The sequence below is a fragment of the Mucilaginibacter sp. Bleaf8 genome, assembly GCF_018390515.1.
In the GTDB taxonomy this organism is placed as follows: Bacteria; Bacteroidota; Bacteroidia; order Sphingobacteriales; family Sphingobacteriaceae; genus Mucilaginibacter.
Map to the genome: position 1 here is coordinate 693,379 of NZ_JAHBBK010000001.1, position 21,057 is coordinate 714,435.

20 protein-coding genes are annotated in these 21,057 nt (G+C 43.1%); 7 read left to right on the forward strand and 13 right to left on the reverse strand.

The window, feature by feature from the left end; all coding sequences use genetic code 11:
- Positions 1-25: 25 nt before the first annotated feature.
- Positions 26-370 carry a tetratricopeptide repeat protein gene (locus KHS38_RS02960; RefSeq protein WP_213486907.1) on the reverse strand — a complete coding sequence of 115 codons (345 nt, stop codon included), beginning with the start codon at positions 368-370 and terminating at the stop codon, positions 26-28.
- Positions 371-672: 302 nt separating this feature from the next.
- Here KHS38_RS02960 and KHS38_RS02965 point away from each other — a divergent pair, with 302 nt between their 5' ends.
- From KHS38_RS02965 to KHS38_RS02975, 3 genes are all read left to right on the forward strand, one after another.
- Positions 673-1,272 (forward strand): bifunctional nuclease family protein, encoded by a 600-nt coding sequence (locus KHS38_RS02965; RefSeq protein WP_213486911.1) that lies wholly within the window; start codon positions 673-675, stop codon positions 1,270-1,272.
- 200 nt (positions 1,273-1,472) lie between these two features.
- Entirely contained in the window at positions 1,473-2,732 is a 1,260-nt protein-coding gene (locus tag KHS38_RS02970) for a nucleoside permease (protein ID WP_213486912.1), read from the forward strand.
- Between the two features lie 88 nt (positions 2,733-2,820).
- The gene (locus tag KHS38_RS02975; RefSeq protein WP_213486913.1) at positions 2,821-3,876 is read left to right on the forward strand and encodes a DUF3667 domain-containing protein; all 1,056 of its coding nucleotides are present in this window, start codon (positions 2,821-2,823) and stop codon (positions 3,874-3,876) included.
- Positions 3,877-3,947: 71 nt separating this feature from the next.
- Here KHS38_RS02975 and KHS38_RS02980 read toward each other — a convergent pair whose 3' ends face one another.
- The 9 genes from KHS38_RS02980 to KHS38_RS03020 all read right to left on the reverse strand — a co-directional run bounded on the left by KHS38_RS02980 (position 3,948) and on the right by KHS38_RS03020 (position 13,706).
- Entirely contained in the window at positions 3,948-5,114 is a 1,167-nt protein-coding gene (locus tag KHS38_RS02980; RefSeq protein ID WP_213486914.1) for a zinc-dependent alcohol dehydrogenase, read from the reverse strand.
- 169 nt (positions 5,115-5,283) lie between these two features.
- Positions 5,284-5,886, reverse strand: coding sequence for a porin family protein (locus tag KHS38_RS02985; RefSeq protein WP_213486916.1), 603 nt, complete (start codon positions 5,884-5,886; stop codon positions 5,284-5,286).
- 87 nt (positions 5,887-5,973) lie between these two features.
- Positions 5,974-7,467, reverse strand: coding sequence for a TolC family protein (locus KHS38_RS02990; RefSeq protein WP_249665259.1), 1,494 nt, complete (start codon positions 7,465-7,467; stop codon positions 5,974-5,976).
- Entirely contained in the window at positions 7,409-8,086 is a 678-nt protein-coding gene (locus tag KHS38_RS02995) for an ABC transporter ATP-binding protein (RefSeq protein WP_213486918.1), read from the reverse strand. Before KHS38_RS02995 ends, KHS38_RS02990 begins: the two co-directional genes overlap by 59 nt.
- A gap of 244 nt (positions 8,087-8,330) precedes the next feature.
- The gene (locus KHS38_RS03000) at positions 8,331-10,754 is read right to left on the reverse strand and encodes an ABC transporter permease (protein WP_213486920.1); all 2,424 of its coding nucleotides are present in this window, start codon (positions 10,752-10,754) and stop codon (positions 8,331-8,333) included.
- A 49-nt stretch (positions 10,755-10,803) separates the two neighbouring features.
- Positions 10,804-11,067, reverse strand: a complete 264-nt coding sequence (locus KHS38_RS03005) for an ABC transporter permease (RefSeq protein WP_213486922.1) — start codon at positions 11,065-11,067, stop codon at positions 10,804-10,806.
- 34 nt (positions 11,068-11,101) lie between these two features.
- Positions 11,102-11,611, reverse strand: coding sequence for a hypothetical protein (locus KHS38_RS03010; protein ID WP_213486924.1), 510 nt, complete (start codon positions 11,609-11,611; stop codon positions 11,102-11,104).
- A 33-nt stretch (positions 11,612-11,644) separates the two neighbouring features.
- Positions 11,645-12,322 carry an ABC transporter ATP-binding protein gene (locus tag KHS38_RS03015; protein ID WP_213486926.1) on the reverse strand — a complete coding sequence of 226 codons (678 nt, stop codon included), beginning with the start codon at positions 12,320-12,322 and terminating at the stop codon, positions 11,645-11,647.
- A 130-nt stretch (positions 12,323-12,452) separates the two neighbouring features.
- Positions 12,453-13,706: an efflux RND transporter periplasmic adaptor subunit gene (locus KHS38_RS03020; protein WP_213486928.1), complete on the reverse strand. Its 1,254-nt coding sequence runs from the start codon at positions 13,704-13,706 to the stop codon at positions 12,453-12,455.
- 308 nt (positions 13,707-14,014) lie between these two features.
- On the opposite strand from KHS38_RS03020, the gene KHS38_RS03025 reads away from it, so the two are divergent.
- The 4 genes from KHS38_RS03025 (at position 14,015) to KHS38_RS03040 (ending at position 19,451) form a co-directional block, all read left to right on the forward strand.
- Complete coding sequence (locus KHS38_RS03025; protein ID WP_213486930.1) at positions 14,015-15,370, forward strand: sigma-54-dependent transcriptional regulator; 1,356 nt, start codon at positions 14,015-14,017, stop codon at positions 15,368-15,370.
- Positions 15,360-16,706, forward strand: coding sequence for a sensor histidine kinase (locus KHS38_RS03030; protein WP_213486932.1), 1,347 nt, complete (start codon positions 15,360-15,362; stop codon positions 16,704-16,706). Before KHS38_RS03025 ends, KHS38_RS03030 begins: the two co-directional genes overlap by 11 nt.
- A gap of 146 nt (positions 16,707-16,852) precedes the next feature.
- Positions 16,853-18,739, forward strand: coding sequence for a molecular chaperone HtpG (htpG, locus tag KHS38_RS03035; protein ID WP_213486934.1), 1,887 nt, complete (start codon positions 16,853-16,855; stop codon positions 18,737-18,739).
- A gap of 151 nt (positions 18,740-18,890) precedes the next feature.
- On the forward strand, positions 18,891-19,451 hold the full coding sequence (locus tag KHS38_RS03040; protein ID WP_213486936.1) for a DUF4251 domain-containing protein: 561 nt from the start codon (positions 18,891-18,893) through the stop codon (positions 19,449-19,451).
- Between the two features lie 102 nt (positions 19,452-19,553).
- Here KHS38_RS03040 and KHS38_RS03045 read toward each other — a convergent pair whose 3' ends face one another.
- From KHS38_RS03045 to iscX, 3 genes are all read right to left on the reverse strand, one after another.
- A complete protein-coding gene (locus KHS38_RS03045; RefSeq protein WP_213486938.1) occupies positions 19,554-20,135 on the reverse strand; it encodes a Maf family protein in 582 nt (193 codons plus the stop codon).
- A gap of 92 nt (positions 20,136-20,227) precedes the next feature.
- Complete coding sequence (locus KHS38_RS03050) at positions 20,228-20,740, reverse strand: KdsC family phosphatase (protein ID WP_213486940.1); 513 nt, start codon at positions 20,738-20,740, stop codon at positions 20,228-20,230.
- A gap of 66 nt (positions 20,741-20,806) precedes the next feature.
- Positions 20,807-21,052: a Fe-S cluster assembly protein IscX gene (gene iscX / locus KHS38_RS03055; protein WP_213486942.1), complete on the reverse strand. Its 246-nt coding sequence runs from the start codon at positions 21,050-21,052 to the stop codon at positions 20,807-20,809.
- Positions 21,053-21,057: the final 5 nt, after the last annotated feature.

Here is a 21,057-nt window from a genome sequence, read left to right on the forward strand (position 1 = left end):
ATGCACCTGTAGCAGTTGCCTTCACTTAATAATCATCATCGTCATCATCAAAAAGGCCGCTTGCCTGGTTGTAGGCCGATTGCAATTCGGAATAAGCATGGTTATCGCGCTTTTCGCGGGTAATCTGCATACCTTTTTGATAGGTAGCAATGGCCTCGTCCTTACGGTTAAGTGTTTCGTATAATTTACCCAGGTGATAGTAAGTACCGGTGTAGCCGGGATGCTCGTTTACCAGCTTTTCATAATAATATAATGCCTTATCGGTTTCACTAAGGCGCAAATATTCTGTAGCCAGCGCGTATTGTAAAAATTCGTCGTTAGGCTCATTTTCTAAAAATTCCAGCAATTTTTGTAACCGGTTTGCCTGCATTTTTAACTGTGTTTTTTTTGATTAATTTTGTGCAGTCCAATTACATGCGGCTGCAACATGGGTGCAAATGTACTGTTTGTATGTAAACCCGCCTACAAACAAAGCAGCTTATTGCTTTAAAATGCTAGAGCAGGACAAAAATAGATTTAAAAGTATGCACTTAAACGCAACAAAGGGCACGGTGCTGGGTTTATTGAATAATTAAAATACTTGCAAGATACATTTAGCGTATCCTAACCGATTACGGCACGAATAATGCCGTTAATCTTAAAACAATAAGGTTTGTTGTGATGGGTAATAACATGAAAAAAATCAAGCTCGACATTGTAGGCTTATCTTACAGCCAAACACAATCGGGCGCATATGCTTTGGTTTTGGGCGAAGTGAGCGGACGCCGCAGGCTGCCCATCATCATTGGCAGTTTTGAGGCGCAGGCCATTGCTATTGAAATTGAAAAAATGACGCCAAGCCGCCCGCTTACCCATGATTTGTTTAAAAGCTTTGCGCAAGCTTACCATATCACCATTCAGGAAGTAATTATTTACAATCTGGTTGATGGAATTTTTTATGCCAAACTGATCTGCTCGGATGGTAAAAAGAATGTGGAAATCGATGCACGCACTTCTGATGCTATTGCAATGGCTGTACGTTTTGATTGTCCTATATATACCCACGAGTTTATACTTTCAACTGCGGGTATTGTGATTGAAGGTAATGATTTTGTATACCTTGAAAATATTGGCGAGGCTGCTGAAGACAAACCGGCAGCATCAGGTGCGGCTAATTATGCCTCGTTGAGTGAGGACGAACTGAAAGCCAAATTACAGGAAGCCCTTACAGAAGAAGCTTATGAAAAGGCAGCCAAAATACGTGACGAATTAAACAAACGTAAGGCATCTTAACCTTTTCAGTTTCCCTGAACGCATTAATGATATACCCTATCTTAAAATTATGAATCTGATATAAACAGAGCAGCTCCCGGGGGCTGCTCTTGTATTATTACGTAATGCTGAGATAGCGTTTTCTAATCCCGCATTATTTCCCTAATTTTCGTCTTTTAATTTAACATTGATTATAACTTGTTTTTAAAAACGGGCACTTTATGAATATTAAGTTTCGCTTGATTCTGATGAATTTTTTGCAATTTTTTATTTGGGGAGCGTGGCTACTCACAATTGCAACTTATTGGTTTCAGAATAAGCATTGGTCTAGCGCACAGTTTTCGGCTATTTTCTCTACAATGGGTATTTCATCTATTTTTATGCCTGCTCTAATCGGCATTCTGTCTGACCGCTTTATTAATGCCGAAAAGCTGTATGGCATCTTGCATATTTTAGGTTCACTGGTGCTGTTCAGTTTACCTTTAGTTACAAATCCCGCCACATTCTTCTGGGTTATGCTGTTAAATATGTTATTTTACATGCCTACCCTTTCACTATCTATTACTGTTGCTTACTCAGCCTTTAAACAGTGCAACCTCGATGTAGTAAGAGATTACCCACCTATCCGTATATGGGGAACTATAGGCTTTATTGCTGCGCTATGGACTGTTAGCTTAACCCATAACGAAACATCTGCCAATCAGTTCTACATTGCATCAGCTGTATCATTGGGTTTGGGCCTGTATGCCTTTACCTTACCTAAAGCCCCACCATTGTTAGGTAAAAACGACAATCAATCGTTAGGAAACCGACTTGGACTAAATGCATTTGCTTTATTTAAGCAGCCCAAGTTTGCTATCTTCTTCATGTTTTCAATGTTGCTGGGTGCAGCGCTACAATTAACCAATGCCTACGGTGATACGTTTTTACACGACTTTGCTAAAATAGATAAATACAAAAGCTCAATAGCAGTTGAATACCCTGCTATTATCATGTCCATTTCTCAAATATCTGAAACCTTATTTATTCTGGCTATTCCGTTCTTTTTACGCAAGTTTGGCATTAAATACGTCATGTTGTTCAGCATGGTGGCCTGGGTATTACGGTTTGGTTTATTTGCTTTTGGCGATCCGGCAGGTGGCCTATGGATGATTGTTCTTTCATGCATTGTTTATGGCATGGCTTTCGACTTTTTTAATATATCCGGCTCCTTATTCGTTGAAACGCAAACTACGCCTGCTATTCGTGGAAGTGCACAAGGTTTGTTTATGATGATGGTAAACGGTTTTGGTGCCATGTTCGGCAGCATTGCCAGTGGCTTCCTGATTGACAATTTCTTCACCTTTTCCGATAAGAGCAAGGATTGGCATAACATCTGGCTTTGCTTTGCAGCCTACGCACTGGTAATAGCTTTGGTATTTCCGTTTGTATTCCGTTATAAACGAAACGCAGCTTTAGAAAATGCTATAAAGCACGCTTAAAAATTTATATATTTCAGATGATTTAACTTCTGCCAGGGTGATTCAAATCCTGGCAGATTCCTTAACACAATTTATTCAACCTTAGTGAATGAAAAAGCACTACCGTCACGAAAATGATTGTTTGAACTGCGGAACCGAATTAGGTGGTAAGTTTTGCCACCATTGCGGCCAGGAAAATTTGCAGATCAAAGAAAGCTTTGGCCACATGCTTAACCATGCCGTAAGCGATTACTTCCATTTTGACCATCAATTTTTCCACACCCTGCGGCCGCTGTTCCTGAAACCGGGCAAGCTTACCAACGAATACATGGCAGGCAGACGGGCGCAGTACCTGCACCCGGTAAAGATGTATATCTTCATCAGTCTTGTGTATTTCCTGTTATTGTTTAAAGTTTCGCATTCCGCTGATGCAGTTCAGATTGAAGGTAACAGCGAGTTTTCTACCGAGCAGCAAAAAGAAATCAACGAAGCAATTGCCGTTAACCCAATGTTGTCTGCCAAGCAAAAGCAATCTATACAGCAAACCATTGAGAGCAAGCAAAAAGACAAGAAAGTTAAAAATGACGAAGGCGGCACTTTAGACCACGTGATAGACGGCGATGGTAAAGCGCCGAAAACATACGAAAGCTATCTGGAACAACAAAAAAAGCTATCAGCCAAAGACCGTGATGGCTGGATACAACGTATGGCTGTAAAGAAAGCTTACGCCTGGAGCAAAAAAGGTAAAAGCTCGGAAGAAATAAAAGAAGCTTTTTGGGAAGCGCTTTTACATAACATTCCTAAAATGATGTTTATTATGTTGCCGCTTTTTGCGCTGCTGCTTAAACTGGCGTTTTATAAAAATAAAAAGTTTTATGTAGAGCACTTAATTTACAGTATACACCTGCATTGCTTCCTGTTTCTGTTTTTAGCTGCACTAATGCTTTTGCAGATGGCGCTGCCAGAAGGTTTTATGGAAGGACTTATCATACTATTTGCTATAGGGGTAATTGGCTGGTATGTGTTCCGTTCACTTAAAACAGTATACCATCGCAGCAGTATCCGTACCTTCACTAAAATGTCATTTGTTACACTCACATACGCTATCGTATTTATGATAGGATTTATCACAGTGCTTGCTATTACGGTAGCAACCGGCGCGTAAACTATACAAGTAGTAGTAAACAAAAAGGCGCTATGTATAATACATAGCGCCTTTTTGTTGGTTAATTGGAGTTACATGCCATGTGGTTTCAGTACCACTTTTACACATTCGTCTTGTTTATTTTTAAAGATATCGAACGCATGTGCAACTTCACTTAGCGGAAGCTTATGTGAAATGATATCATCCAGCACTACCTTTTCCTGCTTTACCAGCTCAATCAGGTGATCAATATAGTTTAGCACCGGTGCCTGGCCTTGTTTGATGGTGATACCCTTATCAAACATCCGGTGTACCGGGAAGTTATCATAAGGCGTGCCGTAAACGCCTACCACGGTTACTGTACCACCCCGGCGCACTGCTTTAAAACAGTTTTCGAGTACTTTGGAACTGCCTTTTTCAAAGTTAAGCGTTGCTTTCAGCTTTTCGAGCATGTTACGTTCAGCTTCAAAACCCACCGCGTCTACACATACATCCGCGCCGCGGCCACCTGTCATCTCACGGATGGCTTCGATCGGATCAACCTTATTCGGGTTAATGGTATCTACTTTATTTACTTCTTTAGCTCGCTTTAAACGATAATCCAACGGGTCAATAGCAATCACGCGGCTTGCACCGTTGATCCAGGCTGCTTTCTGCGCCATCAGCCCCACCGGGCCCGAGCCGAAAATTGCCACAACTTCGCCACCTTTTAATTGCGCCCAGTCAATAGCCGACCATCCTGTCGGGAAAATATCGGTTAAGAACAACACTTGCTCATCGGTCATGTTATCAGGCACAATGCGCGGACTCACATCAGCGTAAGGTACACGTACGTACTCGGCTTGCCCGCCGCTGTAACCGCCATACAGGTCGGTATAACCAAACAGTGCACCACCTTTTTGGTCGAGCAAATCACCGTTAGGGCCATAGTGCTCATGATTGGAATTTTCACAGTGCGGACTTGCACCATGCGTACAGAAAAAGCAATGGCCACAGGCGATAGGGAAAGGTACTACTACGCGGTCGCCCCGTTTCAGGTTCTTTACCGCCGGACCAACCTCTTCTACTACTCCCATAAACTCATGACCCATAATAAGGTCTTTTGCTTGCGGGATGCCCCCATCGTAAATATGTAAATCAGATCCACAAATTGCGGTTGAGGTTACTTTCAAAATAACGTCACTACCTTCTTCAATCTTCGGATCTTCCACGGTATCATAGCTGATATCGCCGGGTTTGTGAAATACTGCTGCTTTCATGATAGATTTTAATTTTGATATGTGTTAGTATCAGTCACTAAAAATCCAACAAAGGCAAATCATTATAGTTTCAGTTAAATTCCATTATCTGTTTAAACGTGCAAATAAGAAAGGCCTCTTGCGCAATTGCACAAGAGGCCTTTCTTATTTAGCTAATTAAGCTTGCAGCTTATAGCGCAAATAAGCGGTAACCCAGAGTAAGATTAAACATATTGATGCGTGTTTTATCGCCCACATCGTTGCTTACTTTATTTAAACCCAGCTCATAACGTAAATCAAGCGATACCCGTTGAATATCCAGGCCTGCACCAAACTGCCAGGCATAATTGGCGTCTTTATAGCGCAAGTGGGTGGCGTTACCAACCTGAGTACCAAAATTCTGATCCTGATCTTTATTTATGGCAAAAGACAATAGCGGACCGGTATTTAAGCGGCCACCAAAGCCCAACGCACCAAATTTGGTACCTACTAACAGCGGTACATCAATACTGGTAAACTTAGCGCGGTTAACTGCGCCGTCGCTGCCTTTAATATCTACATTTTTACCGGTAATGTATAGCTCTGGTTGAAAGTGTACACCAGCACCGCCTATTCTTGCCCAAAAACCAGCCAAGTAACCGGCACGGCTATCACTGCTCAGTGTATTATCGGTTGAAAACTGTGATAGATTGACACCAGCTTTTGCACCAAATTGAAAGGTAGGTAACAATTGTGCCGATGCGGAACCTGCCGTTAGCAGGCTTAATGCCAAAAGGTAAAATAGTTTTTTCATAAGTATTCAAGTGTATAGGCCTAACAACGCAATTTAAATTTTGTGCGGTTTGTTAGTGACTTTCCGCTGCAAAGTAAGCTAACACTACTATAACGACAAGCGCCCCTGATAGTAATCCAATATTTTGGTACGGATGTAGTAATCGTACCGTGCGTTGATCAGGTTGTTATTGGCCCTATCCAAGTTGTTTTTGGCTACAATATAATCTACCGAGTTGAGCACACCGGAGTTAAAGCGAATTTCGGCCGTACGAAAAGACTCCTGAAAGGCAGCTACCTGTTCTGTCGAAATCTGGTACCGCTCGTAAGCGGTGGTCATGTTCAGGTAAGCCTGTTCAACATCCTGCCTAAGCTTTATACGGGTACTCTCCTCTACGTACTTTGCCTCCTGCAAATCAATTTTGGCTAAAGCCACCCGGTTACGGCTTTGAAACGCATTCAAAATCGGAATTTGTAAACCAAGATTAACCTGGGTGTTGTAGTTATTTTTGAACTGGCTCATATAGCCAATCTTTTCATTTCTATAAATACGATCTGTAGCGTATACGGCCTGGTTACCCGAAGGTGTTTTGATGTAAGATCCGGTATTCACTTCTGCTGAATCAATAAGCGTTGAACGCTGGGCGGCGCTCGAATAGCGCGTGGCAATACCGCCGCTAAGCGCTAATATAGGTAACAGGCTTCCTTTTGCTGCTTTTACCTGCCTTTCGGCACTTTGCCTGCGCAAGCTGGCTGCTTTTACATAAGGTAAATCTTGCAGCGCAATGTCAAATACTTGGTTAGGTGTAGCTGTGTATTTACCGGGCACCTCGCTGGCTGTAAGCCGTTGCAAGGTTATGGAACGGCTGTAAGGCACATTCATTATTTGCAACAAATTAAGCTTGGATGCCTCAAGCGAGTTACGGGCGCTGATAACATTGATCTGATCGGTAGCATACTGGCCTTTTACATCATAATAATCTGATGGTTTTACTGCGCCGTTTTTGTTAAGTACTTCCAGCCGTTGCAACTGCTGGCGCGATACTTCGGCCTGGTTTTTAGCTTGTATCATTAAATCCGAGTTGCTGATGGCTTGCAGGTAGGTAGTAATTACATTTAATGTAATATCATTTTTTGCCTGCTGGAAATCCATTTGCCCGGCCTGGTAGGCTAAAGCGGTGCGCTTGATACTGTTTTGAATAGATAAGCCGTTAAAAAGTACCAAGCTCGCATTGGCGCTATAATCGGCCGATGTGATGCTCTGATTAAGATAAGTATTGGTAAACGGATCTAAACCACGACCATTACTTAAGCCATGATTAACCGTGCCGTTTAATGTAGGCAGCAAATTTGCCCGCTGCTGCTGCCAGTATATACGGCTTCGCTCCATCTCAAACTCGCTCTTCTTAACATCCAGATTATTACGTACGGCAATATCAATACATTGTTGTAAGCTGTAAACCGAATCGGTTTGCGCAAATACCTTGTTGCCGGTTAGTATGGCAATCAAAATGGCGATAGGATAAAAATAACGCATAGCCATATCAGATAAGGGTTGATGATGCGATTTTACCATCCAGAAGCTCGATAATGCGCGAACCATACTGGGCGTTCTTTTCTGAGTGTGTAACCTGGATAATCGTTACACCATCCTCTTTGTTCAGCTTACTGAAAAGCTCCATGATCTCCTCGCCCTGCTTTGAGTTCAGGTTGCCGGTAGGCTCATCGGCCAAAAGCAACTTAGGTTTGCCAATCAGGGCACGTGCAACGCCTACTAATTGCTGTTGTCCGCCCGAAAGCTGCGAAGGGAACAGGTCTTTTTTACCCACGATATTAAAGCGATCCAGTATATCGGCAACCAGTGCTTTGCGCTCGCTGCTTTTTACATTTTGGTAGATAAGCGGCGTTTCGATGTTTTCATAAACGGTAAGCTCATCTATCAGGTGATAAGCCTGAAATACAAAACCTATATTCTGCTTGTATAATGCCGACCGCTGTTTTTCTTTTAGCTGATGTACTGCTTCACCAAGCAGGTAATGGTACCCTTCGGATGGCTCATCAAGCATCCCAATGATATTCAGCAAAGTGGACTTGCCTGAGCCTGATGGGCCCATAATAGATATAAATTCGCCTTTGTCTACATCCAGATCGATGCGATTAAGTACGTATGTTTTGCTGCCGCCAGCTTGATAATATTTGGATATTTGCTTTAGTGATAGCATATAGGATTGTTTAAGTTGCCCCGATGAAATTTTAGAATAATATCTGTGTTAATACCCTACCACTATTCAAATGCATACCAATGTAATAACAAATTATATGTCAACAACTTACAACAAATCATACACACTAAACTTGTCCGTTTGCGAAACAAGGTTGTGCGGTTTTGATACACCGTATGCACAAAAAAACCGGTAAGCTATTGCTTACCGGCGCGAATTTAGTTTAGGTATTTAATAACTGTATTTACTCGCTGCGTAAACTTTTAACCGGGTTGGCCACCGCGGCTTTTATAGCCTGGAAACTGATGGTGATAAAGGCAACCAGCATGGCCAGTAAGGCCGCGGCGGCAAACACCCACCATTGCAGGTGAATGCGGTAAGCAAAGCCCTGCAACCAACGGTCCATAAGCCACCATGCAACCGGGAAAGCAATAAAAGCCGCAAGCAGTACCAGCTTCACAAAATCGCCCGAAAGCATGAACACAATGCGTGTCACACTGGCACCTAACACCTTGCGTATACCAATTTCTTTATTGCGCTGCATCACAATCATGATTGAAATAGCCAATAAGCCAATGCACGATATAATGATGGCAATAATGGCCCCACTTACAAATATTCCCGACAAACGCTTTTCGCCCTGATACTGCCGTTCTGTATTTTCATTCAGCCACGAGCCTCTGAACTCTGTGTTAGTAAACTCCGCATGCCAGCTTTTCTGTATGCGATCAAATGTTTGTACCAAACTAGCCGGCTTTACCTTTACATACACGTAATTAATGGAATACTCTGGATTCATCGTCAGCGTCAACGGTTCAATTTCTTCGTGCAACGACCGGAAGTTGTAATTTTTTACAATGCCAATAATCTGGGCCGGCTTCTTGTCGTCATTCATTGGCAGGAAGGAACCTACCAGATTTTTGCCCCCTAACTTAGCCGCCATCGCCTCGTTAATCACAATAGCCGTGGTATCGCCGCTGTATGTCCGCGAAAAATCGCGTCCCTCAAGCAGTTTGATATCCATCGTTTGTAGATAATCGTAATCTACACGCTCAATATGCGTACGTATTTCATGCCCTTTGTAATTAAAGCCTTGTATTGAGGTCCGCATAGAGCCATCGGTGCCCCGTCCCATATTATTGTATGCGCCGCTTACCGATAGCACAGCCGGATCGTTGCCGAGTTTGTTACGCATTATTTGTAATACGTTGGAGCCAACCTCATTATAGCCTGTTGGGATACTTAAAACCTCCATTTTATTATAGCCCAGCGGCTTACTTTGAAGATAGTGAATTTGCTGCCAGGTAATGATGGTGCAAATAGTAAGCAAAGTTGACAATGAGAATTGCACCACTAATAAACTGTTGCGCAATTTACCCGGCTTGGCAGCTACCATATTACCCTTCAGTACGCTAACCGTTTTATACCGAATCATGATCAATGCGGGGTAAAAGCCGGCAATAACAGTAATAAGGGCAAACAGCATTATACAGCCCGATAACTGAGCCGGCTGCAATAACATACCGATAGTTATATGGCTTCTGAAGATGGCCTTAAATGTCGGCATAGTCAATCCGGCTAAAAGCACGCCAAGCATAGTAGCACCCAGGCAAACCATTACGGTTTCTATCCAGAATTGCGTTAGTAGCTGCCATTTACCTGCACCCAAAGTTTTACGTACGCCCACCTCGCGCGAACGGGTAAACGCCCGGGCTATGGACAGGTTGATGAAGTTGATACATGCTATAATGAGAATAAAACAACCAACAATGAGTAAGCTGATCACGTAAATTTTGCTTACCGGGCTGCCTTCCGTACCGCCCATGTTTACGCTGAAGTGATTATTGGCAAATGGAGCCAAATGCAGGGAGAACACATTACCATCCGCATCCGGTTTTGCACCATCGCTTTTCAATGCTTCGATAGATCTGGTGAAGTGCTTTTTGGTAAACGGCTGCATCCGCCGGGTAAAGGTTGACGGATCAAAATCTTCTTTCATCTGCACAAAAACCAGATGGGTCCAGTTATCCCACTGGTTAATGTTGTCCTTATAAATAGAATTGTTTTCGAAGCGGATGAGCATATCAAACAGTATCCCCGAATTACTAGGTATGCTTTTAGCAACTCCGGTAACCATAAAGCTGGCAGGCTTATCTTCTATCTTCAATAAGATAGTTTTACCTATCGGCTCTTGGTTACCAAAAATTGATTTGGCCGCTTCTTCTGTAAGTACCACGTTATTAAGCCCAGATAATACGTTACTGCTATTCCCTTTAGCCAGCGGGAAGGTGAACATCTTCAAAAAGTCTTCGTCAACATAATGTGCATCCAAGTCCAGTTCTTTATTGGCATAACGTACTACCACGCCGCTATTTGCCGAGCGGCTTACATACTTCACTTCCGGATATTCGGCCTTTAAAGCCGGCAAGAAAGGAACCGGCATCGATGTACTGGCATCATCGCCCTGCGGACGATGAGATACGCTGTAAACCTGATAAATATCTTTCAGGTTGGTATGAAAACGATCATACGAAAACTCATAATGAACAGTAAGAAAAAGCAAGGTGCAGCAAGCAATGGCTACCGATAACCCCACCACGTTCATGGCGTTAAATATTCTGCCTTTCCAAAGATTGCGCCAGGCAGTTTTAATGTAGTTTTTTAACATAAAGCATTTGATGTTTACTAATTAAACAATTGATCAGAACACTATTGGCTTACTCGCTTCGTAAGCTTTTAACCGGGTTGGCTAAAGCCGCCTTGATGGCTTGATAGCTAACGGTGAGCAATGCAATTAAAATCGTTGCTATTGCCGCCACCAAAAACACCGGTAAACCCAGCTTTATGCGATACTCATAGCCTTTTAACCATTCACTCATGGCATACCAGGCAACCGGCACTGCAACGATAAATGCTATAATTACCAAAATCAGGAAATCGCGTGAGAGTAAAGCCGTGATGCGCAATACCGATGCCCCCAATACCTTGCGTACGCTAATTCAAAAAAATAGCCGTTTATTTTGTACCCGGGTTAACATGCTCGCTGATGCCCAGCGAGTCGGTAATGTGCTTGATTAGTGCATTCTTTTTCTGGCTGCTCATTCCTTGTACGTTCCATGTGCGGTCGTAATTAAAAGCTTTACCTTGTTTGCTACCGCTAAAGCTGAGGTGGAGCGTCTTCCCATTATCGTTGATAGAAGAATGGTAATCATCGTGGTTGCCCGTGGTGGAACTACTTATAGGTGTCGGCGGCGTAGGCGGAGCAGGTGGCTTGGGCGCATCTGCAACCCCGAGCGAGTCGGTAATGCGTTTAACCAGTGCATCCTTATCAGTTTTGCTCCACCCTTTCACATCGAAACTCTTGTTGTAGCTAACGGCCTTGTCACCTGATGTTCCATGTATGTCAATACGCAATGTAACGCCGTCATCATGAATGCTTTTATGCAGCTCCTGATGTACGCGCTTTTGTGCGGCGGCTGTATATAGGCAGCCCAAAAGCAATATGATTGTGAAAAGGTTTTTCATGATTATCGATTTAATGTTATGTGTTTGAAGTGCTTACATCATTATGTTTTCCATCACGGTTTGGCCATCCAACAGGCGTACAATGCGATGGCTGTAGCGGGCATCATGTTCGGAGTGCGTTACCATGATAATAGTTGTTCCCTGCTCGTTCAGATCGGTTAGCAGCTCCATTACTTCGTTGCCATTACTGCTGTCCAGGTTACCGGTAGGCTCATCGGCCAGTATAAGCTTAGGTTTGTTTACCACGGCACGTGCAATAGCTACACGCTGTTGCTGGCCGCCCGATAACTGCTGCGGATAGTGGTTGCGGCGGTGCATAATCTGCATCTTAGTAAGCACTTCCTCTACCCGGCTTTTGCGCTCTGATGTACTAACGCCGGTATAAATGAGTGGCAGTTCTACATTCTCAAATACTGTAAGCTCATCAATCAGGTTAAAGCTCTGAAATACAAAACCTATATTATGCTTGCGCAGATCGGCCCGCTTGCGTTCGTTAAAATGAGCCACTTCTGTACCGTTAAACAGGTAGCTACCTCCGTCCGGATCATCAAGCAAGCCAAGTATATTCAGCAGCGTTGATTTACCACAGCCAGATGGGCCCATTATGGCTACAAACTCACCGGTTTTAATTTCAAAATTCAGTTTATTCAGGGCAATCGTTTCTACCTCTTCGGTACGGTAAAACTTTTCAAGGTTTGTTATCTGTATCATTAGGCCTCCTTACCCCTCCGAATTACCGGGCGGGCTTTTATTGTTTTAATTGTGATTGTTCGTTATTTTCTATCTATATCGTTTGCGCGTTATCGCGCTCTGCTTTACACTCCTCAGTTATACTTCAATATTACTGCTTCAGCACCAGCTCTTGCATATCTCCGTAATTATCATAGCTGGATGTAACCACCTTATCGCCCGGTTTTAAGCCCTGCATTACTTCGTAATAGTCGGGGTTTTGGCGTCCCAGTTGCACATCAACACGATAGGCGGTCTTGCCATCATCGCTTAACTTGTAAACCCAGTTTCCGCCTGTTTGCTGGTAAAAGCCGCCCTTGGGTACCAGCAAGGCCTGCGTTTCATCGCTCAATGCCAGGCGTATCTGTAAGGTTTGGCCACGGCGAATATCTTTTGGCATGGGGCCGTCAAACTGCATATCTACCTGGAACCTGCCGTTGTTTACCTGGGTGTATACCTTTTTTATTTTGAGCTTGTAGGTTTTATCAGCCAGGATAAAATCTGCCATCAAACCGTTGAAAACACGGGTAATGTAATGCTCATCAATATCTGCCCGCACTTTAAAACCCGATAGTACATCCAGTTGTCCTAAGCGCTCGCCTTTATTCTTATTCTGGCCAATCTCGGCATCCATGGAAGTTAGCTGCCCATCAACCGGCGCCCTTACTACCAGGTCTCCTACCTTTTTGCGCATCAGGTCTAATGTTGATTTCATATGTGCGTACGATTCTTTCGATTGCGAATTTTGCTGCTGAGTGGAAGTCGAGTCCTGATTCAGTATCTGGGTTGTAAGACGCTTTCTGCGCTGTGCATACTGATAATCATTCTCTGCTTTTTGAAACTCCTGCAAACCAATAGCTTTTTGGTCGTACAGCTTTTTATCCAGCTCGTAAATACGCCTGGCCTCTTTCAGGCTACTTTCCACCTCTGCCATCTGGTTTAGCTTGCTGATGGTGTTCTGGCGCGAGTTGTCATGTGATATCTGCATCTGCGTAAGTACGTTGAACACTGCCGTTTCCTGATTAGCCAGATTTAACTCCAAATCGGTATTAGATAACTTCAGTATGGGGTCGCCTTTTTTCATGGTGGCGCCATCTTCAACAAACAGTTTTTCAACCCGGCCACCTTCTACTGCATCAAGGTATATGGTAGTAACAGGTAAAACGGTTCCGTTAACCGGTATAAACTCCTGAAAAGGGCCTTTTTTTACTTCGCTGATGGTAATGCGCTCTACATCCACATTTAACTTGCTTTTGCCGGATGTTAAATATACACTGCCAGCTACCAATGCTACCACGGCGGCAATACCGCCAATAGTCATCAGCCTTTTGCTGTTCCATTTTTTTTGCTGTATAACTCTGTCCACGTGTAAATATAATTTGCAATAACATATATAAAGCTTGTGCCACACATTAAAACCTTAACTTACAGCATATTACAGCATTGTCTTATACAAAGCCGTACGCTTGCATTACAACAAGTGTTCGCTTACGATACAGTTGCTTACACAAGTTAAATACAGCATTTAACTGATGTACAATTACTTAGTTGTATGGATACTGAATTGCTATTGTAAGGACATGTTAGCTGGTTAGTAAGGAAAGCTGATGTAACCAGAGATATTTTATACTTTTAGAAATCATAGGTAACTTAACTTTATACAACTGAACCCACATGATACTTAAAAAAGCAACTGTACTGGTTGTTGACGACGATACGGACGTATTAACGGCGGTGAAACTGCTGCTTAAAACAGAAGTTCGTGAAATAATTACCGAAAAAAATCCCGAGAACATCAACTCGTTGCTTACCCGCAATGCAGTTGATTTGGTATTGCTGGATATGAACTTTAACAGCGCTATCAATACAGGTAACGAAGGCATATACTGGCTTCGCAAAATTAAAGAGTGGAAACCTAATATTTGCGTAATTATGATTACTGCTTACGGCGATATTGACCTAGCCGTACGCTCGCTGAAAGAAGGTGCTAACGACTTTGTGGTGAAACCCTGGCATAACGAAAAGCTGATTGAAACCATCACCGATTTACTGGATAAAAAGGAAGCCCCTAAGCAAGCAAAAGTTAGCGTAAAAAGCACGGCCGGCACTACGGCCATTTTGGGCGACGATGAGGTAATGCAGGATATCTTTTATAAGGTAAATAAAATTGCACCTACCGATGCGAACATACTCATACTGGGCGAAAACGGCACAGGGAAAGATTTGATGGCCAAGGCTATTCATGAACGGTCACTGCGCGCAAACAAGCCGTTTGTGAAGGTTGATGTAGGAGCACTAACCGATACATTATTTGAGAGCGAGTTGTTTGGTCACAAAAAAGGTGCCTTTACCGATGCACGCGAAGACCGCATGGGTCGTTTTGAGGAAGCACACGGCGGTACCTTGTTTTTAGATGAGATTGGCAATATCAGTCTGCAGCAACAGGCTAAGCTGCTAACTGTATTACAAAACCGGCAGGTAACCCGTTTGGGCACCAATAAACCGGTTGATATTGACATACGGTTAATTTGCGCCACCAACGTACCGCTAATGGAACTGGCAAACGAAAATCGTTTTCGCAAGGATTTGATATACCGTATAAATACGGTGGAGATTACCATGCCCCCATTACGCAAGCGTAATAACGACATCATATTGCTGGCCCGCCATTTTGCGCAGCTATATGCAACCAAGTACACAAAATCAGCCATTGATTTTGATCATACCGCTGTACAAAAGCTAAAGCAATACAACTTTCCGGGCAACGTGCGCGAGCTACAATATACCATTGAACGAGCCGTAATTATGGCTGATGCACCTGTGCTGGGCGCAGATGATCTGCTGTTTTCATCATTGGAAAAATCAGTTACGGAAACGCCTGATATGGATAACGTGCCTTTAAGCACAATGGAAAAGAACGCCATTTTGAAGGTGATTGATAAGCATAACGGCAACATAACCCGCGCCGCCAAAGAACTGGGCCTCACCCGAACTGCTTTATACCGCCGATTGAACAAGTATGAGATTTAAACAATATGAGTGGTGGCTAACTATAAAAGTATTGCTGCTATCAGCATTATTAGCGGCTGCTGCTTATTTTTTTATTAAAGCACAATATGCATTTGATATAGCGCTTTTACCTTTCATTATTTACCTGATTGCAAACCTGATACAATATTTAAAGAAAATACAAAAAGAGGTTGCCGAGTTTGCTGAGGCGGTTAAGTACCGCGATTTTTCCAGGCATTATGCTATCAAAACTGCTCCGGCAAGCGTGCAACAGTTAAGAGCAGGCTTTAATGAAATTAACGAAACCTACCAAACCATACGCCGCGAGCGCGAAACGCAGTATCACTACCTGCAAAATATTTTGGAACTGGTGGGTACAGGCATCCTTTCTTACGAGCAAAACGGTGGCGACACCGGCTGGATCAACGATGCTTGTAAACAATTGCTGGGCATTCCTTACCTGCGCAGCATTCATGCATTGGAGCTGCGCGATGCGGCACTGTATCACGAGATCATCAATCTTAAAGTGGGCGATAGTAAGGTGGTTTCTATTAACAGAGATCAACAGGTTATTAAAGTGCTCCTGACGGCAAGCATCATCCGCAATGAAGGCAAAATATACAAGCTGGTGGCTTTTCAGAACGTCAGCAATGCCATGGACGAGTCGGAATCAAACGCATGGCAAAAACTGCTGAACGTAATGACGCATGAGATCATGAACTCCGTTGCCCCTATCTCTTCCCTGGCAGATACTCTGAAAAACCGGCTGCAACAACCACAGATTGCCAACAGTGCCGTGAGTGCGGAGCTGGAAGACCTGGAACTGGGCATTGATACCATTAAGCGCCGCAGCGACGGCTTGCTGAAGTTTACCCAAAGCTACCGCAGCCTCAATAAAATCACTAAGCTGGAGCTTGAGAAAATCCTGGTTTATGATCTGTTCGAAAACCTGAACACGTTGATGCTGCCCACCCTCGAAAAGAAAAATATCGAGTTGGATATTGTGCTAAAAGATTTCAATCTTGCTATTGAGGCTGACATTAATTTGCTGGAGCAAGTAATGATTAACCTGTTGGTTAATGCAATTGAAGCGGTTAAAGACCAGGATGAGCCGCAAATAACCCTATCGGCCGAAGTGTTGCCCAGCCATAAAGCTGTACTAAAAATAGCAGACAACGGGATAGGCATGCCGCCCGAACTGCTCGACAAAATTTTCATCCCCTTTTTTAGTACCCGTAAAACAGGCAGTGGTATTGGCCTAAGCCTATGTAAACAAATTATGCTGATGCACAAGGGCAATATACAGGTACACTCAGTTGAAGGTAAAGGAACCGTGTTTACTTTGCAATTTAATTAGTTTTATGCGCTAAATGACAGGCCAGGCAGTTTTCTTACTACAAGCAAACATGCTTTCGCTGACAATTTGACAAGGTTTTTGCCTTTGGAACATGGCTTGATAAACAAGGTTCAGCAACTAAACACTAAATCCAAAAAACTACGCATATGCAAGAAAAAGGAACTATTTCGATCCACACCGAAAACATATTCCCTATCATCAAAAAATTCCTGTATTCTGATAATGAAATATTTCTGCGCGAGCTGGTATCCAACGCGGTTGATGCTACGCAAAAAATCAAACGCCTAGCATCACTCGGCCAGTATAATGGCGAATTGGGCAAGTTACAGGTAGAGGTAGCTTTTGATGAAACTGCCAAAACCATCACCATATCAGACAATGGTATCGGTATGACGGCTGATGAGATTAAGAAATACATCAACCAGATTGCTTTCTCGGGCGCTACCGAGTTCATGGAAAAATTCAAAGAAGCTAAAGACGCTAACGAGATCATTGGTCGCTTTGGTTTGGGCTTCTACTCTGCCTTTATGGTGGCCGATAAGGTAGAAATTCAGACGCTGTCTTACCAGGAAGGTTCTGAGCCGGCACGTTGGATTTGTGACGGCAGCACCGAATTTGAAATTAGTGAAGGCACCCGCACCACCCGCGGTACCGACATTGTTTTATACGTAAACAGCGAATCGGAAGAATTTGTGAGCCAGTATAAGCTGCAGGAAATTCTGGACAAATACGCTAAGTTTTTACCGGTCCCTATCAAGTTTGGTACTAAAACCGAGCAGGAGCCCGATGGCGAAGATGAAGAAGGTAAACCGAAATACTTATCAGTTGAGGTTGATAATATCATTAATGATACCAACCCGATCTGGACAAAATCACCTTCTGAACTGAAAGACGAAGATTATTTAAACTTCTACAAAGAGTTATATCCATTCTCGGAAGACCCACTGTTCTGGATTCATTTGAATGTGGATTATCCCTTCAACCTGACCGGCGTGCTGTACTTCCCGAAAGTGAAGAACGATTTCGAATTTCAGCGCAACAAAATTAAATTATTCTCCCGCCAGGTATTTATTACCGACGAAGTAAAAGATATAGTTCCTGAGTTTTTAATGCTGCTGCATGGTGTAATCGATTCGCCGGACATTCCGCTGAACGTATCGCGTAGCTTCTTGCAGGCCGATAGCAACGTAAAAAAGATCAACACTTATATTACTAAGAAAGTAGCTGATAAATTAAGTGAGTTGTTTAAAGCCGACCGCAAGGCTTATGAAGAAAAATGGTCGGACATTGGCTTGTTCGTAAAATACGGTTTCTTGAGCGATGATAAATTCTACGAAAAGGCTAAAGACTTTACTTTGTTAACCAACACCGCTAAAGAAAACTTTACGCTAACGGAATACAAAGAAAAGGTTGAGCCTGTACAAACAGATAAAGACGGCCAGCTGGTATACCTTTATACCAACGATCCGGCTAAGCAAGATGCGTTCATCCAATCGGCCACAAAAAAAGGTTACGATGTATTGCTGATGAATTCGCCTATTGACAACCACTTTGTTGGCCACCTGGAGCAAAAGCTGGAAAAGACCTCATTGAAACGTGTGGATGCCGATGTGGCAGACAAGCTGATTAAAAAAGATGATGCACCTGAAACTGTTTTAACGGAAGAACAACGCAACCAGGTAAAAGCAGTTTTCGAGAAAGCGATTACTAAACCAGGCTTTAAAGTAGAGCTGGAAAGCTTAAATCCGGAGGAATTGCCGGTAACCGTGACCATGGACGAGTTTATGCGCCGGATGAAAGATATGGCGGCTATGGGCGGCGGCGGTATGGGCTTTTACGGTAACCTGCCCGATAACTATAAAGTGGTAGTAAACGGCAACCATAAACTAATTAGCCGCATTATTGAAACAACCGACGAAAGCGCGCAGGCACAATTAGCCAAACAAGCGTTTGACTTGGCCCTGCTTTCACAAGGTTTATTAACCGGTGCAGAGCTGACCGAGTTTGTTAACCGCAGCGTTAGCCTGATTTAATTCATTTAAACATATAAAGCAAAAAAAAGCTACTCGAAAGGGCAGCTTTTTTTGCTTTATAACTATTTGAACGTTAAACAATTTGCCTTTTATTTAGTCTTATAATTCTATAACCAGTTATACGTTAGTTAAAACAGTAAAACACATTAGAATGAAAACGTTTAAATATTTAATACTCTTCATAGGCTTGTCTATTTTTACCAGTGCAGCCTGGGCGCAGGATAGTACAAAGACAGCGCGCAAAGCCGCCAAAGCAGCAGATATAAAAAAGCTATTGGAAGCTAAGCGTTTTGTATTCCAGGCGCAGTATGCAAACCCGCTTGGTGGTGGTGTAACCTCGCTTAATGGCAGGCTAATTAACATTACCCCTAATATTGGAGGCAGCAGCGGGCATGTGTATTTGAATTACAATTATGCCGTGAAGGTACGCCCCGATTCGGTGATTGCTTACCTGCCCTACTTTGGCCGTACCACATTCGATCCGCCAATTAACTCATCCGAAGGTGGCGTAAAATTCACTTCAACCAAATTTGGTTATGATGTTAAGCAGGGTAAAAAAGGAAACACCATCATCACTATCACCCCGCAGGATGCCGGATATTTCCGCAAAATGGTCTTTACTGTTTCATCCGAAGGCAGCACCTCGCTACAAATGACTATCACCAACCGTAATGCTATATCGTACGATGGTTATATAGCCGAAAAAGATTGAGGTAATCTGTACTTGTCTAAGAAATAGTAGCAAATAATTAAAGCGTTTCTCCATGCAAGTAGGATACTAAAAATATCACTGCATAGAGAAACGCTTTAATTTTTATAAGTTTTTCAGTCTGATGAGTTGCTGATAAACTTTTTCGGTAGGAAGGCCAACGACGTTGGTGTATGACCCATTAATGCGTTCGATGGCCGTAACGCCAACCCATTCCTGAATACCATAAGCGCCGGCTTTATCCATAGGCTTATATTTTTCTACATAGGTAGTAATTTCTTCGTCGGTCAGCTTACGGAAAAACACCTCCGATACATCGAAGAACTTATTGTACTCGCCTTTATAAAAAATGCATACGCCGGTAACTACACGATGCACCCGGCCCGACAACAGCTTCAACATTTCAACAGCATGTTCAGCCGACTCGGGCTTGCCCAATATCAGGTCATCAATACAAACAATCGTATCAGCTGTTAATACTGCCTCATCGGTGATGCTACCGTCATAAGCTTTTGCTTTCTTTTCGGCAATGTATACAGCTACTTCTTCCGGAGTTAAGCCTTCAGGATAAGATTCATCAACCTCTTTAAGCACCAATTTGAAATCAATATCCATCTGCTGCAACAATTGCTGCCTGCGCGGTGATTTAGAAGCCAGGATAATCGGTGGAATGATATTGGTTTTCATAGAAAAGATATTGATTGCTTCATTCGTATGTTTGGTTTCGGTGATTGACCGTTCAGATAAATTAACGTATACCAAATCGATGGATTAAACGGCTACCAGCTATAAGCCTCGGCTCCCATCCATTTGCCCTGAATTTTGAGCGTCTTCTCAATAACGTCCCGGGCCGCGCCTTTGCCGCCACCCAAGTGCGAAATATACTCACTTACGGCTCGTATTTCTTCAGCAGCATCAGCGGGGCATACTGGTAAACCTACCAGTTTCATCACTTCCAAATCGGGTATGTCATCGCCCATGTACATTACGTTCATGGGGCTAATGCCACGCTCGTTGATATAAACTTTGAAGGTATCGGTTTTGACACTGCATCCAAGATAGATATCCTGTATACCCAGGCTGTTCAGGCGGTGTATAGCAATTTTGGACCGGCTGCCCGATATGGCGCATACATTGTAACCCAGCTTTACGGCCAGTTGCAATGCATAACCGTCTTTAATGTTAAATGACCGGGTTTGCTCTCCCTGCTCATTTACATATACCGAACCATCGGTCAGTACCCCGTCCACATCAAATATGAACGTAGTGATATCTTTAAACTTATTAAACAAGGCTTTGTAAATATTTTAACAAATTATACAATTTTAAGAAATTCACTTAACAAAACCTATGCTTCACTATTGGTTGTCGCGCCACTCATATACCCATGCAGATTGGATTTGCTCCAAATGACCTTCATTGGCTTCTTCGCGCTTGCCGGCAAAATCGGGTAAACTCAATACCCACTCCAGCAAATCGGTAAAGCGAATGCGGTATATTTTTGATTCGTCAAAATCATCGCCAAACTTTTCATAAAGGCCCATGGCAATATCTTCGTAATCGTTCCAGTGAATGGGTAACGCAAATTTGTTATCGTTGCTCATAATTT

Excerpts from the sequence above, each read along its gene's own strand:
- KHS38_RS02960 (WP_213486907.1), bottom strand. The coding sequence starts at position 370 with ATGCAGGCAAACCGGTTACAAAAATTGCTGGAATTTTTAGAAAATGAG.
- KHS38_RS02965 (WP_213486911.1), top strand. The coding sequence starts at position 673 with ATGAAAAAAATCAAGCTCGACATTGTAGGCTTATCTTACAGCCAAACA.
- KHS38_RS02970 (WP_213486912.1), top strand. The coding sequence starts at position 1,473 with ATGAATATTAAGTTTCGCTTGATTCTGATGAATTTTTTGCAATTTTTT.
- KHS38_RS02975 (WP_213486913.1), top strand. The coding sequence starts at position 2,821 with ATGAAAAAGCACTACCGTCACGAAAATGATTGTTTGAACTGCGGAACC.
- KHS38_RS02980 (WP_213486914.1), bottom strand. The coding sequence starts at position 5,114 with ATGAAAGCAGCAGTATTTCACAAACCCGGCGATATCAGCTATGATACC.
- KHS38_RS02985 (WP_213486916.1), bottom strand. The coding sequence starts at position 5,886 with ATGAAAAAACTATTTTACCTTTTGGCATTAAGCCTGCTAACGGCAGGT.
- KHS38_RS02990 (WP_249665259.1), bottom strand. The coding sequence starts at position 7,467 with ATGGTTCGCGCATTATCGAGCTTCTGGATGGTAAAATCGCATCATCAA.
- KHS38_RS02995 (WP_213486918.1), bottom strand. The coding sequence starts at position 8,086 with ATGCTATCACTAAAGCAAATATCCAAATATTATCAAGCTGGCGGCAGC.
- KHS38_RS03000 (WP_213486920.1), bottom strand. The coding sequence starts at position 10,754 with ATGTTAAAAAACTACATTAAAACTGCCTGGCGCAATCTTTGGAAAGGC.
- KHS38_RS03010 (WP_213486924.1), bottom strand. The coding sequence starts at position 11,611 with ATGAAAAACCTTTTCACAATCATATTGCTTTTGGGCTGCCTATATACA.
- KHS38_RS03015 (WP_213486926.1), bottom strand. The coding sequence starts at position 12,322 with ATGATACAGATAACAAACCTTGAAAAGTTTTACCGTACCGAAGAGGTA.
- KHS38_RS03025 (WP_213486930.1), top strand. The coding sequence starts at position 14,015 with ATGATACTTAAAAAAGCAACTGTACTGGTTGTTGACGACGATACGGAC.
- KHS38_RS03030 (WP_213486932.1), top strand. The coding sequence starts at position 15,360 with ATGAGATTTAAACAATATGAGTGGTGGCTAACTATAAAAGTATTGCTG.
- htpG (WP_213486934.1), top strand. The coding sequence starts at position 16,853 with ATGCAAGAAAAAGGAACTATTTCGATCCACACCGAAAACATATTCCCT.
- KHS38_RS03040 (WP_213486936.1), top strand. The coding sequence starts at position 18,891 with ATGAAAACGTTTAAATATTTAATACTCTTCATAGGCTTGTCTATTTTT.
- KHS38_RS03045 (WP_213486938.1), bottom strand. The coding sequence starts at position 20,135 with ATGAAAACCAATATCATTCCACCGATTATCCTGGCTTCTAAATCACCG.
- iscX (WP_213486942.1), bottom strand. The coding sequence starts at position 21,052 with ATGAGCAACGATAACAAATTTGCGTTACCCATTCACTGGAACGATTAC.